Consider the following 18,948-nt stretch of genomic DNA (forward strand, 5'->3'; position numbering starts at 1 on the left):
GGCCGCCTGGAGGGGCCGTGAACCTAGCCTCTTTCCATGGCCACCGCGAAGGGGCCTCTTGTTGCCACTCGAAGAAGTCTCCCCCCCAAAGATCTCAACTCCTGAGAGGATGAGCGATTCCATCGGATCTTCCCAGATGCACCAGAGCGCCGCTCTCGGGCTCTGTGGAGCCTGTTCATCTGACTTGAGGTCAGATCAGGCTACTCCATCAGGCCCTTGAATACTCCGTCGGTCGGATCGCTGTAGAACTCGATATTGATCTTGGTCCAGATGTCGTCGGGAAGGTCGTTGAGAGCCCGCCTAGCGGCGACCGGCATCAGAAGCGTCGTGGCCTGCTTGTCGACGGCCAGTTCTGAGATCGCGACGGGGTTCGGGAGCATCTCGATCGAGCCGCCCAGGTTGAGAGACCCGACCACGATCATGCCGCCGCGGGTGCTGCGTTCAAGCAGGGAACCCACGAGCGCGATGAGCAGCGGGAGGCCCAGGCCCGCGCCTGACTTGTCCGCGTCGAACGGGCGCAGCTGGATCGAGAACTCGTGGCTGCGCGGATCCCGGTCGCCCACAAGCTGCTTGGCTCGGGTGTAGAGGTTCTGCTCGCCTACCTTGACGCTCTCGCGGAACGCGGGCGGCTGGGGGTGGTTGAGGATCTTGGCTCCGCTGCCGGGACCGACCGCCACCTCGATGCGGTAGAGGCCCGCTCCGGCCTCACCTCCGCCCGGTCCGACGGCCCATACCTGCCCTGGGGGAAGGGGGTCGCCGTCAATGGCCTCGTCGCTGTGCAGCTCCGGCGTGGCAACGAACTGTTCCACCCCGTCGACGCCCATGGTGTAGCTGAAGTGGGTATTGCGGAACTCGCTCTTCAGGCAGCGCTTCTGCTGCTCCTTCACGCGCCGACGAGACTCCAGAGCCAGGCGGACGATCCACTCGAGGTCCTCGTCCGGCACGGGCATCTCGGGGTCGGGGAAGAGGAGCTTCAAGAGCCCGGAGGTCGTCTTCTGAACGGCGTTGATGTCGCGCCCACTGAGGGCGCCTCCCCAGAACACGCGGCCCTGGAGCGCCGAGACGCGGCTCGACTGACGCAGCCGGCTCCAGCACTCGCTGAGGAAGTCACTGACCAGTCCGAAGTGGTCGGTGAGGTGCTCCCCCGGGTTGAGCTTCGGGAAGTCCCAGCCGGGTGCGAATGCATGGATGCGGTCCTGGAACGCCGTGTCGTCGCGCATCTCCGGGGGAAGGGGGCTGAGTAGGTGACCGATGCGCTGCTGCTGCGCCACGTCGACATCAAAGTTGCCGATCATCACCATCCCGCCCTCGGCTCTGATGCTCTCCTTGCCGCGGCTGAACTCCCCGGACTCCATGTAGCCCTTCATGATGTTCACGCCGTCCTTGGAGTCGAAGGAGATCCCGGACACCTCGTCGAAGCAGACCACGTCGTACTGGCAGACGAGTCCGCGTTGGCCGCTGGCGTTGTTCACGAACATCTTCGCCACGGTGGCCTTGCCGCCCGAGATGAGGTGCGAGTACGGCGAGATCTGCTGGTAGATGTGGCTCTTGCCGGTGCCGCGCGGTCCGAGCTCGACCAGGTTGTAGTTGCGCTCGACGAACGGGATCATGCGCAACAGCACGACCCTCTGGGCGCGTTCATCGAGAGCGGTGGGCTCTAAGCCGACGGAGCGGATCAGGAAGTGTCGCCACTCCTCGGTTGTGAAGCCCTCGCGCCCCTTGGCGAAGACGGAGAGAACGTCGGGCTTCGACATCTGGATCGGGCGAATCGCCGCAATCCGGAAGGGCCGCCCGTTCTTCTCCTGCGCGATCAAGGCGTCGTACTCGAGTGTTACCTCCGCGTAGAAACCGTCGGTCAGCATCCGCTCGTTCTCCTTGACCATGCTGTCAGCAATCTGAACTCCCTTCAGGGCGAGGCTCGGAAGCTCTGCTGCGTAGCAATCGTTCTTCGTGTCGAGCTTCGCTCGAACGATGTCGATGAGCTTCACGGGCCCATCGTCCCGTGCCCTTGACTTGAAGAGCTCTTCGTCCCCGGTGCGTACCGTGCGCCCCTGGAGCTGCTTCTCGACGATCGCGAGGCCTTCCTCGATCTCCTCGGGATCCGTGCTCGCGCAATACCGGCCCAACAGGAACTCGACCACATAGGTGGGTACGGGGTATTGCCGCGAGTAGCGGCGCACGAGGTCCTTGCGGACGAGGTAGCCGTCCAGGGCTGCCGCTGCGACCTGATCCAAGTGGTCCATTTCGATTGATGTCATGCTCATGAGTCAGTTCCTAACCGCGTCGGCTTCTGGGCGGCAATGTTCCCGGACTCGTCCAACAGGACCAGAACCAGGTGCGCTTCCTCGTACTCGTCTCCGGCAAGCACCAGGCTCACCGAGCCGTCCGTTTCGACCGCCTTGGCCTTGGATACAACGGAGGCGCCTGCCGGGCTGTCGAGTCGCAAATCAGCGACGATTTTCCCTGCTCCGGTCGCGGCTTCGATGAAGCACCGCATGCCCTTCCAGGTGACTGAGTCGATGGATGCACGCGCGACTCGCTCGCCACCGTGCTCCACGAGAAGGTCCGGCGTCAGGCACTCCTGAACGCTCAAGCCCCCGTGGGCATACTCCTCGCTCTTGTTGAAACACGCGATCCCCGGCGCGACGGCGAAGGACTGGGTTGAGTTCCAGTGCCAGGGGTATCTCGGAACCTCTGGGGATGCGTCGCCGGACAGCACGGCGCAACGTGCCCAGCGGCTCGCCGTGAGATGCTTGGGAAGGTCTACCTTGGGCAGACCTCCGGGAAGGAGAAGCCACCCGTGATCCGTCACGACTCGGACACTCGTCCAGCCGGACTCCAAGAGGCTCACGATGCGATCTGCCAGTCGCTCCAGCTCTTCGTCGATCTGCCGCGCGAGCCGTCCGTTGACCTTGTGCCCGAGCGTGTCGATGTCGCCGCTCTCCAGCCAGCCATAGGCGGGGTCTTCCATCGGTGCATCCAGACCGCCACTCCCCAGGATCTGAAAGCCAGCGTTCTGCATGGCAGCTCGCAGGTTCTGAGCGTTCGCCGGCTTGCCGGACGGTTGGAGAATCGCGCCGAAGTCCTCGCCGAGCAACTCGCCCTTGATCTGATCGGCAATGGGCGTAATGGCGGGCTTGGCGGTAGCGGTCACCGTGGGCGCAGCGGCCCACCGATGCCTGAGCGAGGTTCGATAGCCACGGGCTTCGAGGCGTTCGCTCAATCTCAAGCCCAGATCGTACCTGAGGCCATCGGCAAAGAGGATGCAGCCATCTTCGCTGGCCTCCACCTGTGGCTGCTGCCCGGGCCCGGGGATTGGCGTTCGCTCCAGGGCTGCCTGAAAGGCGCGCGCTGAATCCTCGAGCCACGACTCGAGCAGGTGACGCACGGCCGAGCTGATCAGCGCCTCGTCTTTCGTGGGCGCGGCTGCCACCGACTCCCAGGCGGCCGCATCCGCTTCCCATCCACTCGCCACATAGCCCGCCGCGATCTCATCCAGTGTCGCTCCGCCAAGCACCGACCTCGACGCTTGGGCCAAGCGGCTGAGCGGTTTCAGCACTCCGGCCATGGGGGACAGGCCCAGCCGCGCCCAGATCAAGTCGCGGCGTCTGCCGTGGGCCGCCTCCAGCTGGGCGACGACATCGCAGGCCTTGTCGTGGCCCAGCCGGGTCATGTCCGAGAGAGCCTGACGGACCTTCGCCTCGTCCTCGTCATTAAGGTCTGGCCAGGGGTCCCTGTTGAACGAGAGGCTCCCACCTGGGCGGCTCCGGCGAAGCAGCTCCGCGATGCCGTCGAAGCTCGTCGGCGATTCCTCGAAGCGCCGCCACACCTCTGCCCAGGCACCTTCGGCCATGGCCAGTCGTTCGCCCGCCGTGACATCGGCTTCGCGCTCGGGGTCGAAGCCGAGCTCCTCGCGGCAGCGGCTACAAAAGGCACCCCACCCGTTCTTGCCAAGACGCGCCTTGGTTCCGCGCGGGTCTCCCATCCAGCGCAAGACGTCGCGGATCACGTCGCTGCTCAGCATGCGGTCAAAGTCGTCTGCCTCCAGGCGGCGCACCGCCAACTGTGACACGGGCGTCAGCGCCAGCTCCGGGAGCGCGCGAAGGAGAGCCTCCAGAGTCGAACCATCGCCCGAAATGTCTAGGTTGAGTGCCTTGGATGACGTCAGGAAGGTCTTCGCTGGCCAGTCGCTGCCGTTGTGCTGAAGCCACAGCGTGCCCCGATACATGAGCTCGACCAGCGGCTTCAGCTCCTCCTGGCAGGCTTCCCCCGCACGCAGATCCTGTCGCGCAACCCCAGGAAGATAGAGGATCGGGACGCGGTCCCCCGGCAGCGTCGGTTCCGCAAGGGCGCCATCCACGACGCAGCGAAGCCAAATGGCGGGACCCGTCCGATCTTCGGGGGCGTAGTCGCCCAACACGAGCAGCTCCTCGACTCGCGTCCGCATCATCTCGACCAGCGGCAGCCAATCGCGCGCGGGATCCGTCCACAGGATCGCAGCCGGCCGGTCCTGTCCGTCGAGGGCGACATCCTTGGCTCGGAGGTGCTCGATGAGGTGATCGCACACCGTGAGCTGGGCGGCCGCAGCAAGTTCTGAGTTCATGACTCCACCTCCGTGTCGTTCGTCGCCTCGCGGCGATCACGCGCTTGCTGCTTCACGGCGTTCGTGTAGTGCAAGTCGTTCCATCGGTTGCCGTCGAAGGGCTTGCCGATGGCGCGTTCGGGGGTCCAGTCGTGGCGGTCGGCGTCGAGCTTGCTGTCGCCCTTGCAGCCCCAGAACCAGGGGAATTCCAGTCGAGGCCGGATGGATTCGGGCTCCTTGCCGCGGTCCTTCGCCCACTTGATGTTGGGCTTGGCCTTGAGCAGCCCGGCGCCTTTCTTGCCACCAGATAGCGGCTGGGCGGACATGAAGGGGCGAATGTTCAGCCGCACGCCATCGTTGATGTCGGGCTCCCAGCCAATCGCCTGTTTGTGGAGCGGCTTCCAGCGCACGAACAGGTCATAGGGCGGCTCACCGTCGAGGATCTTGTGGAGCTCGCCCTGCAGATGCAGGGCCGCGGCGAGCAGGGCGTCGGCGCCTTCTTTTGCCTGCGCCACCGCTGACTTCTGTCGGTCGATCCAGTCGCCGAGGTAGGCGTAGGTGATCGATTCGAGAGTCTTGCGGCCCTCCCCGTCGGGGCCGGTGAGCTTGTGGGCGTTCACTAGGCAGTGAAAGCCGTGCTTCTGACCATCCCAGAGGTGCCAGACAAAAGGTCGGTGGTTAAAGACCTTGCAGTGCTCGGTGAAGAAGTCGTCCCGAAGCCAGTCTTCCAGGCTCCTCGCAGGGTTGACGGTCTTCTTCTCGGTCGAGTTGGCAGCTGCAATCGCGGCAAGGAATTCACGTTCGCGGTCCACCGACCAGTTGCCGGCGAGCGCCGCGGCAAGCAGCGATCGCAGCCGGCTCACGGCAGACGACTCGCCCTTGGTCGCTTCGAGACAGACGATACCGTCCTCGTCGGCGAATGGGAGCAGGTCGTTGCAACGCGAGACCCACTCGCGGGTGAGCGCGTCGAGCCGCAGATTCGTATTGACTTCAGGCGGCCAGCGGTAGCCGAGCAGCCGACCGAGCGCGACCTGCAGGAGATCGGCGGGATTCGGGTCGCGGGCATCACCCGCTTCGAGCATGCCGGCAGGATGGCCGTGGAACAGCCACTGGGTGGGGTCGTTGGACTGCGGTTCGGAGAGACCGTTGGGGTACTTCTCGGCGGCGACCTTCTGCCAGCGATCGATATCAAAGACCACGCTCGTCATTGTTGTCGTTGATGCCGCGACCTTCTGATCGAGTTCACGAATGCGTCTCTCGTACTCAGAAGACCCGAGGAAGCAGTACAGCGCTGGAAGGTGGGCTGCGTTTCTCGGAATGACCGCAACGGTTGCCTTGTCGAACGCACTACCGCCGAACCGAGTCGCCGTAATTCCTCGTATCCGCCCCAGGAGTACTCCAGAGCACGACCAAAGGTGCGTGTTCTGAATCCGTGCACCGGTGCTGCCTGCGAGATCGCCTTTACCTTGCTCCCAGTGCACAAGAAGCTCGCGACCGTGCCATGGACGTGACTTCCCGTCGCCCCCCGCGTAAGGTATCCAGTCATCTCCAGCGATCCCGAACTCCCAAGAGGAACGCACAAATCTATCGTTGTCTCCTGTAGATGTGCCCTCGCCTGCTCTTACGAAACCACTAAGTAGATCGCCGGACTTTAGGCGCCCAAGAACAATTCGTTGCTGTGGGTTGTCAAGCTGATCAAGCTGCGACAGCATCTGAAGGTTCCTAGTAGGGCCTAGTTGCTTGCCGCCGGTAAGCACCTGCATTTTCTGCGATCGAGTCACAATGGACTGCCCGAGAGGAGTCGACGCGTCGATCCCACAGAAGTGGGAGTGCATATCAGGCGTGACCCGCGACATGGACATTAGAACCGTGCGCGGGCCACGCATCCCGAAATTGCTCCATGCTTCCTCGCCCAATGAGGCCGCGAACTGCCACTCAGTACTCTTCAGCAGTGTCCGGCGACAATCTCGATAGCTAGACAGGAACCACCAGTTTTGCGGAGTGACAACGGTCAGGGTGCCGTCTGGTTGGAGTAGTGCCAGCAAGCGAACGACGAAGATTGTCGCGAGATCGGCCTTTGCTTCGACGTATTGCTCGTCGGCGAGGTTCTTGAGCTGAGCACTTTGTTGGCTTCGACCGAGGTAGGGCACATTCGTGATCGCTAACGTATACTTACCTGAGAGCAATTCCGCGGCATGCGCCATCCCTTGAGCCGCTACTGCACGTTCAGCGTTCTCGACATCCTCACCGGACGCCAGCGCCTGCTTCATCAGCGGCTGTAGCTCGGCAAAATTGGCCTCAAACATGTCGCCCTTGAACGCATTCGGGTTGATCAGGGACCCCAGTTCCGGTGCCTGCTCGAAGAGGTCGTAGAGCCGATCCATTCCCTTGCGAAGGCGTTCGTTATCACCCGCAAGTGCTGCCCAGACCTCCTTCGTCGAGCCCACCGCCAGGCCTGAGCAAGCGACGTGCATTGCTGGCAACGCAATAGGCTTCCCTACTAATTTCCACGCCGCCATCGCCAGATTGAACGCCGCGATCTGCGTGCAACGGGGATCGATCTCAATGCCGTGCAGGTTATCAGCAAGAACACCGCGGATGGCGCCCCTTAGATCCAGCCCCTCTTCATCCATCCGTAGGCGCACGAGCAGCTCGAAGCCTTCAGTCAGGAAGTGGCCGCTGCCGCAACACGGATCGAGGACTCTCAATTCTTTCGCCGTGCTCGGCCAACCTTCGAAAGTGCCGGCAGCGGGCCGCCAGGGACCGGTTGGGGTGTCGTCTTGGTCACCCTCCCTGGCCTCGCGCACAAACCGCAGATACTTGAACTCGTAGCCACCCTCCGACTGCAGACGTACCGCTCGACGCATTTCCTCTTCGCTTTCTGCAGTCGCGGCAAGGGTTGGGTTCGAGCCGAGCACCTTGCCGGCGTGCCAAGCGCCTACGGTGTTGTGGAATAGGAAGAGCACCATGTAATGCTCGGTGAAGAGTTGGGTTACTGCAGGCAACTCGTCGGCGCCGATCTTGTTGCCCGAATCGTTGACTGCTGCCTTCTTCTCCGCCTGCCAGTACTGATAGGTCCAGCCGAGGCTGTCGTCAGCGGTGAAGGCTGGAATCGGTAGGCTGTCGAGTAGCTTGTTGAGTGTAAGGCGCGTCTCTGGAGGGAGCGTAATCTCAAGCACCGGGTCGTCTTTCCGGAAGATCTGCGGCAGAGAGTCCTGGGCAAAGCGCGCAGCCATCGAGTGTGGGTCCTCACCTGCCTCGCGAGCAAGGTCTTCGCACTCGCCCATGGTGATCGACTCACCGGAATCGGATTCCACCAGCAGGTGGTTCTCCGCAAGGAATCGGGCGAACAGCATCCGGTGCCAGTGTTCGTACGCTACTTCGTGCGTGAGTCGGTCGATAGACTGCGTCCCTTGCGCTTCTCTATGGTCGCCGAGTTGTCGACCGTGAGCGCGGAGGCGATTTCGAAGCCGACGCTCGTTCGGCGTCATCGAGCCGTGGTACTCGTGGTGATCAACGGCCAATGACTGTAGTGCGTTGCGAGCGCCCGCTTCGGCTTCTCGCCGTGCGGCCTTAATTACCTTTTCGAGCTGGCTGCGAAGATCTGTGGGCAGGTGGGCCATATTGGGTGCCTCTAGTTGACGATCACGGGGCCTTTGGCGACGGCATCAAGGAGCTTGATCTCATGCTCCGCGAGCCACTGGCGGACCTGCGCTTCGTCCATCAGGGTTCCGCGTCGGATCGACACACTCGCGGTTGCCTTCCTAGGGTCTGCTGCCTTCAAGCGCTCTGCCGCAGCGCTCAGGGCGCGGGCGCCCCTTGTGTCCACTGCGTCGACCGCTTCTTGCCAGCCCGGGAGGGGGCGATGACCAAGAGTTTCTTGCAGTGCGTCGTTGCTTGCGATGGATAGTGGGGGCGGCGCTTCGAGGCATACCGCTCGGCGAATCTCTTCCTGGGCAGCAGAGTCGAGCCTCTGCCATGTGGCGTCGGCGACGAGCTGAGCTTCTGCCGAGTCGACTGCCGCAACCAACTCGGCATGCTTTGTCGTCAACGTCTCGCGCAGGGCGCCGGCGAGCTTTGCAGTCAGCGGGGAGATGTGATCCGTATCGGAGAGGAGTGAACGCTGGTCCTTGATCGCCGCGAGTTCCTTGCCGATCTCGTCCGCGACGGGTAGGGATGCAGCGTGCTTGCGAAGTCGCTCAGCGGCGTTCCAGATCGGAATGCGCTCGGCCACACGGTCGGCCAGGACGAGGCTCGTGCGCATCAGTTCCTGTAGTTCGGCCTTCTTGCCCAAGATGGCGACGAGCTGCTCAGCACCTGTTAGCTGACGTAGATCCTCGACGAGCTTTGCGTCTGGAGTAGCGGGGAGGGGCGGGGCGCCCCCTGCACTGGCGACTCGCTTCATGACGGCGTTCAGGAAGTCGGGCGCTCGGAGTTCCTCCTCTCCCGCCTTCGTGCTGATGCTCGCCTCGCTGAAGAGGCCTCGCAACCCGATGCGCTGTTTGGTGGTCAACCGCACCTTCTGGGGGCGGAACTCCGCCGCCTTCACTCCCGACTGGTCCAGCGCCCCGCTGGGAAGGGGCTGCCCGTTCTTGGTCGCGCGCAGGTGGCCGCTGCGGTGGAGGGCGATGAGAGCTGCGTCGACCGCGTCTTGGGGCCAACCAAAGGGTGCTGACTTCAGAGTCCTCTGGATGTCGGTTCCTCGCGCTCCACCGCCCACAGTCGCGAGGACTTCCTTCGCGACGGCATGGTCTTCGGTTGCTTGGTCCCAGCCCACGACCTTGAACGGCTCATCCGATCCGTCCTTGCTCCGCTTAATGGCCACCTCCCAGGCGCGGTGATCCCCGTCGTCGAAGCGGGGGAACAGCCGCGCGAGCGAGGCCTCGGCTCCTGTGTGGATCTTGTCTACGAGGCTTTCACCGAAGACTTCACTTCCGCCGCTCTGGAGAACCTTCGCCGCATGGAGCACTTCGCGAAGAATCGCGTTGCGGCTAGCCTCGGCCGCGCGTTGGCGGCTTTCCATGCTTTCGCGGGCTTCTCGTCCTTCAGGAGTCGCCGGCACGCCGTGGTGATCGAGGACTTGGCGAGCCGCTTCCGCATCGATAATGCGCCCTTTGAGGTCATCGGCGCTCTTCTTGGGGAGGTGGATGTGCAGAGTGGAATCGTCCTGGCCGAGCCGTCGGGCGTCGGCGATGGCATCCTTCTCGCTACAGGACCAGCCATCTCGCAGCCATGCCGAGATGTGATCTCCACCCGCCTTCGGAGGCTCTCCACCAAAGTGCATGTTCAAGCTGCGGCGGATCTTCGCCTTACCATGCGATAGCTTGACCTCCCCGATCACTTGCTGGACGAGTTGGCCGAACAGGTCGTCGCGGCGGGTAGAGATCTCGAGCTCGTTTTGCCGCAGTGACGCCTGCTTCTCCCGATAGGCGCGGTCCCACTCGGCTCCCTCCGTGGTTTGCAGGCGATACTCTTCGCCCACTTGCATGAGCGTGCCGTCGTCGGCGAGCTTCTCAAGCGTCTTGGCGACTTGATGGCGGAACGGGCCAGAGTCCTTGGTGACGTCGTCAACCATGAGGTCGGCGAGCGCGCTTGCATTGGCTCGAACACCGAGGTCGACGCCGGCCTCACGGGGGAGCTTCCCGATCAAGAACACCAAGCCGCACAGGTCGCGCTGCAAGCGTCCCTCCTTGGTTCCGTCGTCCAGCTTCTGAATGCGCGTGTTGATCTCGTTCAGGAGCACGCCTGTGTTCACCAGCGCAGGCGCCAAGGCGTTGTAGAGGTCGCTGGCCGGCACGACTGCGCCGAGGTCGCGCTCGCTAATGCCGTGGATCGAGTCGTGAAGAATGCGAAGCTGAGAGCGTAGCTGGCTCTGCGTGCCGGCTGCATCGGCGGCGCGGAAGCATGCTTCCCAGAATCTGCGACGCGTCGGGAGCAAGGGGTAGTCACCCACGCGGTCCTTCTGATCCTCCGGTCGCTGGCCGATCTTGGTCCCCTGGAGATGACGAGCGATCTCGCCGGCACTTCGGTCCAGAACAGCTTCGATCTCCGGCCCAGCGCTCGGCTTCTTGTGCAGCAGTACCTTGCGGGTCACGGCCTCGACGTCCGCGTCCGCGAGCTCGATGGAGATTTTGAAGCGGTCCCGGAGCCACAGGAGCGCCTGCGTGCCAGCGGAGAGAGCGGACTGGCCGGCGCCAACCAGCATCACGCGGCTGTTGAATTGTGTCTGCAGGGCCTCGGCCACCTCGGTGATCGTGGCGGCGCGGTCGCTGGCTTCGTTGATGTACTGCTGGACTTCATCCAGCACGAGGAGGGTGAGCGGGAACTCGCCGTCTTTCTCAAGGGCCTGTTTCGCGGCCTCTGTGAATTGCTCGGTGGTGATGTCCGCTGTCAGCTGGGGGCAGTGGCTCTGGAGGACCTTGCCGATACTCCGTTCGTCGGGCGCGAGGGACGGATCAGCCTGAAACAGGGCTTTCCTGATGTGCGGGCTGACATAGAGGTTGTTGAGCTCGTGATCCCAGTCACGCCCGGCGTCAGTCACGGCAGACCGAACCTGGTCAAGCGTGCCCTCCTCCCGCAGCCAGAAACAGAACTTTGCCTGCGGGTACTGTGTGGGCCAGCCGGTAGCACGCAGGAGGATCGCGAGGACCGTCTCCCGCACTCGATCGTTCCCGCCAAGAAGGGTGCCTGCGGCGGCGACCGGCGCGAGCCCGATGCGGCGTGCCTGCGTGTCCAGCTCGCGGAGGTGTGACTGGACCTCGGTGGGGAGCCCTCCACGGACCAGGCTGCGGGCCGTCGAGCCGTCGCTGAACTCGGTGTCGCTCCAAAGGTGGGTGAGCATCTTGAGAAGGTGCGACTTACCACTGCCGAAGAAGCCACTGACCCAGGCAGAGTCTTGCTTCGTATGGCCCAGGTTGCCGAGGAAGCGCTCTAAGATGAGCTGGATCGCATTGCCGAAATGGCCTTCGCATACGAAGGTCTCCAGCTCGGCTCGCAGCTCGAGGATTGCCTTCTCGTCGGTCTGGTCGGTGATTCGGGCCTGGCCGTTGTTGGCGAGGCGAGCGGTCCGCGGATCGCGGTCGAGAACTTCGTAGAGCTTCATTGGTTGACTCCCTCTCCATGGAGCGTGATGCCGTTCGCGAGGTAGTTCCAGCCGTCCCGAGCATCGAGCAGGCGGTAGTTGTTGTCGTTCTTCGTGCCGGGGAAGAAGATCAGCAGGCGGCCATTGATGGCTTGCTCGACGTCCCGGACCAGCTCGGAGATGCGCAGGAACCCGAAGAGGGATGCGGCCCCGAGGATGGCGACGACGGTGTTGTCGTTCGCTTCAGCGAGCGCGTCCGTGAGCCGCTTGCTCGCGAGGCTCTTGAACTCGCCCTCGAGCTTCATGGCGAGCAGGGAGGGCTCTTCGAAATAGGACTCGCGGTACTCGTCCGCGGCCATCCATTCGGCGAACCAGGTCGTGCAGTTGATGAGCTGCCACTCGTGTCCGCTCCGAAGCGTCGCCTGCTCGAACTCACCGAGGCGTGCGCGGAGGCTGCGCTCCAGCTCCTTCTCGTAGACGACCAGCATCACCCTTTGGGCGCCGGCGATGGTCCGTTGCCAGGGAGCGCTGACGTGCCGCTCGTAGACGGCTGCGAGGTCTTCGATCTTACCCATGGTTCAGGAACCAAGTTGAATGGCGTCAAGGCGGCTGGCGTCGATCTCGATGACGCCACCGCCGATGCGCGCGTGGATCAGGCCGAGCTGCTTGGCCTGGAGGACGATAGGAATGAGTTGGGCGCCGGTGCGGTCCAGAACACGAGCCCATTGACATTCGAGGAGCTGCTCGCCAGCGAGGCCTTCAGCGGTGCCCAGCCAGAGAGCAGCGGCGAGGGAGCCAGGCGTTGGGTCGACGCGCTGACGGACTTTGCGCACGCGACCCTCCAGGTGGCCGGACTGCGACCAGGAGCTCGCAGTGTTGCGTGCCACCTTGTCGAGGACCGAGTCGTTGAGGCGCTGACCCACCGTTTCGCGAATCACGTTGAGCAAGTTCGCGCGGATGAGTTCCGAGCCCTCGGGGAGCTGCAGGACCGCGGGGGCAGTGGCGCGGAGGAGGGGATCTCGGGCCAGAGCGCAGAGGAGGGCGATCAGAGGGCGCCCGGGTTCGTCCGCGGTCCAGAGCCGCCGGAGAACCCGGAAGAGGGGCACACCTGGGTCCAGGCCATAGAGCTCTCCCAGGCGCTGGTTCGTAAGCCGGCGAGTGGCCGCGGTCTGCTTGCCGAGGACGTTGTCCTCGATGATGGCCTCGGCGTAGGCGGCCCGGTCGGCCTCCGGCGGGGTGGCCTCCAGGAGCTCGCTGATCTCAGCCAGCATCATCGTGCGGCTGGTGTGGGTGCCCTTATCACCGAAGCGGAGGCCCGCTTTCTGGGTGGTGGGGGTGTCGAGAGGGGGCTGCCAAGTCTCCATGGGAGCGAGAATAACCCCGGACCCCCGACTGCCGGCAAGTTTGCCGGCGAAATTGAGCCGACGACTTGCCCAGCGGGCCGAAGCGCGCTACTCTTCGTCGCGCCGGCAAGTTTGCCGGCGCGAATATCATCTATCTAGCGTGGATGCCCATCCGCGTCTTTCCAGTCCGAGAGAAAATGCCATGAAGCTCGATTCCAACGGGTTGCGCCTGTCCGCAACCGACCTTGCCCAGCACCTCGGGTGCCCGCACCTGACCCAACTTGACCGTGCCGCTGCAGAGGGGCGCCTTGAAGCGCCTGTCTGGACCGACCCCGTCCTTGAGATGCTGAGGCAGCGGGGGATCGATCACGAGACTGCGTACGCCAGGTACCTAGCTGACCAGGGCCTCTCGGTGGCCGCAGTTGGCCGTGAAGGGTCGGTAGACCGCGTGGTCGAGCTCATGCACGCGGGGACGGACGTGATCCTCCAGGCGCCGCTCGCCGACGGCCGATTCGCGGGCATCGCCGACTTCCTCCGCAAGGTACCGGGCCAGAGCGAGCTGGGGGACTTCTCTTATGAGGTGATCGATACGAAGCTCGCGCTGGAGACTCGGGCGGGGACGATCCTCCAGCTCTGCATGTACACGGAGGCCGCCGCGAAGATTCAGGGGCACACGCCCGAGTACATGCATGTCGTAAAGCCCGGCGAGGAGTTCGAGCACGAGTCATTTCGGACCGCCGAGATCGGAGCCTACTTCCGACTCATCAAGGCGAAGCTCGAGGCCGTTGCGGCCGCAGCACCAGATGAGGGGACCTATCCGACGCCGGTCCCGCAGTGCAACACCTGCCGCTGGTGGCACAACTGCGATGCGCGGCGTCGCGACGACGATCATCTGTCTCTGGTCGCGGGGATGAGCACGCTTCACACCGCAGAGTTCAACAGGCAGGGTGTGACGACGCTGGGGCAGCTCGGAGAGGCCGCCGAGCCGTTGAAGGAGGAACCGGTCCGGGGGAGCGCGGCCGGATTCGAACGCCTTCATGCTCAGGCCAGGATCCAGCTACAAGGGAGGCAAGCGGGCGAACACCAGTACGAACTGCTGGACCTCGAAGATGAACGTGGGTTGTTGCGTCTGCCGGAGCCCAGCGCCGGTGACATCTTCTTCGACATCGAGGCGGCCCGCTTTTTTGAAGGTGGCGGTCTCGAGTACCTCCTGGGTTGGAGCCAAGTCGATGACCAAGGCCAGCTGGTGTACCACCGGCGCTGGGCCCACACCCGCGTTCAGGAGAAACGCGCATTCGAGGAGTTCGTCGATACGGTCATGGAGAACTGGCAAGCTCACCCTGGGATGCATGTTTACCACTTCGCTCCGTATGAGCCCTCCGCCCTCAAGAGGCTCATGGGCCGTCACGGATGCCGCGGCGAGGAGGTTGACCGACTGCTCCGCGGCAAGCGCTTGATCGACCTGCATGCTGTCGCCAAGCAGGGATTGCGCGCGAGCGTCGAGCAGTACTCACTGAAGGACCTCGAGCTGTTGGCCGGCTTCAAGCGAGCCGTCGATCTGCGGGAGGCGTCTCGGGCGCGACGACGCATCGAAGCTCTCCTCGACCTCGGGGACGTGGAAGGAATCGCGGATGCCGACAAGGAGATTGTCGAGGGGTACAACCGAGAGGATTGCGAGGCGACCGCCGTGCTTCGAAACTGGCTCGAGGGCCGGCGCAACGAGTGGCTCGAGAAGGGAGACGCCGTTCCTCGTCCGGAGCTGCTTGATGGAGAAGCGTCGGAAGGCGTCAGCGAGATGCGCGCCGAAGTCCAGGCGGTGTATGACGCGCTGACGGCGAGCCTGCCGGAGGATCGCGAGACGTGGACGGCTCCGCAGCGGGCCACGTGGCTACTGGCAGAGATGCTTGAGTACCACCGGCGCGAGATGAACTGCGCGCACTGGGAGTTCTTCCGCCTTCACGACCTCGACGATTCGGAGCTGATGGGGGAGCGCAAGGCCATCACGGCGCTGAGCTTCCTGGGGCAGGAGGGCGGTACTGCCAGCTGCCCTGTGCACCGGTATCGCTATCCGGACCAGGAGACTGCTCTCGACGCCGGAGCCAATCTGTACGAGGCTGGTGAGCGAGAGAAGGATCTGGGAGAGGTCGTTGCTGTGGATCCCGCGGCGTGCACGATCGATATCAAGAAACGGAAGCGTACGGTGGATATCCACCCAGGTTCGGTCCTCGTTGACGATCGGGTGAAACCGTGGGAGAAGGCGAATTCATTGCTGGCCTTCGCACGGTCCGTGGCGGAGAGCGGAATCGATGGTGATGGCGCGTTCCGTGCAGGGCGCGATCTACTTCTGGGGCTGCCACCTCGGATTGACGGTCACGACGGACGGCCCTTACGTCAAGAGAACGAGCTGATCCTGGATGGGGCCATACGCGTGGTCGGGAGTCTGTCGTCTGGCTGCTTGCCCCTCCAAGGGCCGCCGGGCACGGGCAAGACGTACACAGGGGCGCGGATGATCGCCGACTTGGCGAGGCAAGGAAAGCGCATCGGGGTGACCGCCGTGAGTCACAAGGTGATCCGAAATCTTCTCGATGAAGTTCATTCGGCATCCATGGATGGTGGGGCGCCGGTCATGATCGCGCACAAGATCAGCAGCAAGGCCAGGCCTGTCGCCGGTGATATCCTCGAGGTGACGAAGAACGACGAAGCCCTGAGTGCCCTAGGTGAACCGCGGGTTGTCGGCGGGACAGCGTGGCTCTGGTCGGGCGAGGCGGCAGTGGAGGCGCTCGACTACCTCTTCGTGGACGAGGCCGGCCAGATGGCCCTCGCCGACGTTCTCGCCGTCAGTCGCGCGGCCAAGAACATCGTACTCCTAGGTGACCCTCAACAACTTGAGCAGCCCCAGCAGGGCGCCCATCCAGAGGGAACAGAAGTGGCGGCGCTTGTCCACGTGCTCGGTGGGAGCAAGACGATCCCCGAGGAGCGCGGGCTGTTCCTCGACACGACATGGCGGCTTCATCCGTCCATCTGCAAGTTCACCTCGGAGCTGTACTACGAGGGGCGCCTGCACACCCGGGCCGGCAACGAATTCCAGGCGCTCGCTGGACCGACCCCTTTCGCGGGCAGCGGTCTCTTCGTCGCTCCCGTCGATCACGAGGGCAATCAGAGCAGCTCGCAAGAAGAGGTGGTTGCGGTCCAGCGCATAGTTCGAGACCTTCTGCAGGAGGGGGTGGCCTGGACGGATCGGAATGGTGTCGTTCGGCCGCTTGTCTCCGACGACATCTTGATCGTCACGCCCTACAACGCGCAGATCGCCGCGCTGCGGCGCGCCCTACCGGGCCACCGCATCGGAACCGTCGACAAGTTCCAAGGCCAGGAGGCACCCGTCGTCATCTATTCCATGGCCTCGTCCAGTCCGGAGGATGCCCCCCGCGGCATGGGATTTCTATACAACCCGAACCGGCTGAACGTGGCGACGAGTCGGGCTCGCGCTGCATGCATCCTGGTGGCCAGTTCGCGGCTGTTCGAACCGGAGTGCCGCTCGCCACAGCAGATGCGTTGGGCAAATGGGCTCTGCAGGTACCGGGAGTTGGCAGTCGAGGTTGCGTCTTCGAGGACGGCGATATGATCAAACAGTTCAAGTACATCAACAATCTGGGTCGGTTCGAGACGTTCAAAGGGTGTCCGAAAACAGCGCTTCGGCCTCTGACTCTCGTCTACTCCGAGAATGGCCGTGGAAAGACAACGCTCTGCGCTCTGCTGCGGTCGCTCTCAACAGGCGACCCTGAGCATCTGCAGGCTCGAAAGCGCGTGTCAGCCGAGAAAGGGCCCCATGCCGTGGTCACCATCGACGGAGCAGAGCGGTCCTTCGATGGGGAGAAGTGGAGTGGGACCGGGCCGAAAGTTCTCGTGTTCGACGATCACTTCACGGCCGCAAACGTCTGCTCGGGACTGGAAGTAGCCGCAGGGCATCGGCAGGGGCTCCATGAGCTTGTGGTCGGTGAAGAAGGCGTGCGTCTCCAGCGAACCGTAGAAGAGCTGACGGTAGAGATCTCGGAGCACCAGACCCTTCTCCGCGGCAAAGCACGGGAGATTCCCCAGGAAACGCTCGGCGCCTACTCGCTCGATGACTTCTGCGCTCTCGCTGAGATCGACAACATCGACGAGGAGCTGCAGGAGGCTGGCAAGAGCGCGTCGGTGCTGCGGGACCAGGAGAAGATTCGAACCACTGGGGAGTTCACAGCCATTGCGATGCCGACCGTTCCGTCTGACGAGGTCCGCGCGGTGCTAGCAAAGATCCTCCCTGACTTGGATGCTGCAGCCCTCGCTGCAGTGTCGGCTCACTTCAAGCATCTTGGAGATAAGGGTGAGCGTTGGGTCTCCGAAGGATCCCAATTCCAGGTGGGGGAGAGCTGCCCGTACTGCGGCCAGGAGACTGACGGCGTTCAGATTGTCGCGCACTATCGGCGTTACTTCTCTGACGCGTACGCTAAGCACAAGGAAGACATCGCGAGAGTCCGGACCCTGGTAGGCGAGGCGTTCGACGGAGATCGGCTGGCTCGGTTTCAACGCCTAGTCGAGCAGGCGCGTGAGCGCAGGGGGTTCTGGGTGCACTACATCGAAGGCCTGCCTGCGTTCGACGTCGATGCGGGGGCTCTAGCTGCAGCCTGGGCAGGTGCCCGTGACGCGCTCCTGGTGGCACTTGAATCCAAGTCGAGAGCGCCTCTTGATCGCCTGGCCCTGGATGATGCGGATGAGGCCAAGCTGACCCACTACACCGATTTCTCAGATCGGATGCTCGCTCTCAGTACAGCACTCCTCGATATGAACGAGGCGATTGCCGCGGCGAAGGAACACGCGACGCACGGAAATCTGGCAGCGGCAGAGGCGCAGCTCTCGAGACTCCAGGCAACGCAGCGACGGTATGAGCCCGAGGTCGCCGCCAAATGCACCGCCTACCGAGCGGCGAAGACGGCGAAGGACGCTGCCGAGACCAAAAAGGAAGACGCCCGCAAGGCTCTCGACGAGCACCGGAAGAACACCTTCGGGAAGTACCAGGGCGCCATCAACAAGTTCCTGGACCGGTTCAATGCTGACTTCCGCCTAGAGGCACTGGAGCCGTCAGATCCTCGCGGGATCCCGAGCTCCACCTACGCCCTCGGTGTAAACAAGGGGAGGGTCCCGCTGGCGAATCGAAAGGTCGGGCCTTCGTTCAGCACAGCTCTCAGCGCAGGGGACCGGAACACTCTCGCGTTGGCACTGTTCTTCGCCACGTTGACCGAGCGCGACTCACTCGACGATGTTACCGTCGTGATCGATGACCCTGTATCCAGCCTGGATGACGGCCGCTGCTTCGCTACCGTGCAGGAAATACGAAAGCTGCTCGGGAAGGCCAAGCAAGTCATCGTGCTGTCGCACGCTCGACCCTTCCTTTGCCAGCTCTGGGATCGGGCAGACAAGGGCGCGACGGCGACCATCGAGCTCCGTGACGTGGACACGGACTCGTCGACTCTGCAGCCGTGGGACGCCGAGGCCGCGGCGGTGACTGAGTACGACCGCCTCTACAAGACCGTCTCCGAGTATGCAGAGTGTTCGCAAGGAGACTCGCAGGTGGTCGCCCCATCACTCCGGAAGCTACTGGAAGGCTACAGTCGCGTCGCCTTCGTCGAACGCTTCCCGGCGGGTTGTCTACTTGGCAAGTTCATCGACGTTGCACGGCAAGCCGAGCGAGACGGTACCCCGCTCCTGTCGAACGAAAGGCTTGAGGAGCTCGATGACCTGCGCGACTACACCAACCAGTTCCATCACAATACGAGCAAGACATGGCAGGAGAACCTCGCCAATATCAACGAGACCCAGCTCAAGGGGTACGCAGGCCGCGTGATTCGTTTCGTGAGGGGCGAGTAGTGCGACGGCTGCGGTGATTGACCTTCCATGGCGTGTCCGAA

At 63.5% G+C, this 18,948-nt stretch carries 8 protein-coding genes; 2 read left to right on the forward strand and 6 right to left on the reverse strand.

What is annotated here, in order from left to right; genetic code table 11:
* Positions 1 to 200 precede the first annotated feature (200 nt).
* From brxL to Poly30_RS13805, 6 genes are read right to left on the reverse strand one after another with little or no spacing between them, the layout of a single operon-like run.
* Complete coding sequence (gene brxL / locus Poly30_RS13780; protein WP_419191363.1) at positions 201 to 2,258, reverse strand: BREX system Lon protease-like protein BrxL; 2,058 nt, start codon at positions 2,256 to 2,258, stop codon at positions 201 to 203.
* Between the two features lie 2 nt (positions 2,259 to 2,260).
* The gene (gene pglZ / locus Poly30_RS13785) at positions 2,261 to 4,603 is read right to left on the reverse strand and encodes a BREX-1 system phosphatase PglZ type B (protein ID WP_145198223.1); all 2,343 of its coding nucleotides are present in this window, start codon (positions 4,601 to 4,603) and stop codon (positions 2,261 to 2,263) included.
* Positions 4,600 to 8,205 carry an Eco57I restriction-modification methylase domain-containing protein gene (locus tag Poly30_RS13790; protein ID WP_145198224.1) on the reverse strand — a complete coding sequence of 1,202 codons (3,606 nt, stop codon included), beginning with the start codon at positions 8,203 to 8,205 and terminating at the stop codon, positions 4,600 to 4,602. The genes pglZ and Poly30_RS13790 overlap by 4 nt, the downstream gene beginning before the upstream one ends.
* 11 nt (positions 8,206 to 8,216) lie before the next feature.
* Positions 8,217 to 11,684, reverse strand: a complete 3,468-nt coding sequence (gene brxC, locus Poly30_RS13795; RefSeq protein ID WP_145198225.1) for a BREX system P-loop protein BrxC — start codon at positions 11,682 to 11,684, stop codon at positions 8,217 to 8,219.
* On the reverse strand, positions 11,681 to 12,238 hold the full coding sequence (locus Poly30_RS13800; RefSeq protein ID WP_145198226.1) for a BREX protein BrxB domain-containing protein: 558 nt from the start codon (positions 12,236 to 12,238) through the stop codon (positions 11,681 to 11,683). The genes brxC and Poly30_RS13800 overlap by 4 nt, the downstream gene beginning before the upstream one ends.
* Before the next feature lie 3 nt (positions 12,239 to 12,241).
* Positions 12,242 to 12,937, reverse strand: coding sequence for an NUDIX hydrolase (locus Poly30_RS13805; protein ID WP_419190165.1), 696 nt, complete (start codon positions 12,935 to 12,937; stop codon positions 12,242 to 12,244).
* 1 nt (position 12,938) lies between these two features.
* On the opposite strand from Poly30_RS13805, the gene Poly30_RS13810 reads away from it, so the two are divergent.
* Complete coding sequence (locus tag Poly30_RS13810; protein WP_419190166.1) at positions 12,939 to 16,628, forward strand: TM0106 family RecB-like putative nuclease; 3,690 nt, start codon at positions 12,939 to 12,941, stop codon at positions 16,626 to 16,628.
* Positions 16,625 to 18,907 carry an AAA family ATPase gene (locus Poly30_RS13815; protein WP_419190167.1) on the forward strand — a complete coding sequence of 761 codons (2,283 nt, stop codon included), beginning with the start codon at positions 16,625 to 16,627 and terminating at the stop codon, positions 18,905 to 18,907. Before Poly30_RS13810 ends, Poly30_RS13815 begins: the two co-directional genes overlap by 4 nt.
* Positions 18,908 to 18,948 lie beyond the last annotated feature (41 nt).

The organism is Saltatorellus ferox (genome assembly GCA_007751475.1).
GTDB lineage: Bacteria > Planctomycetota > UBA1135 > UBA1135.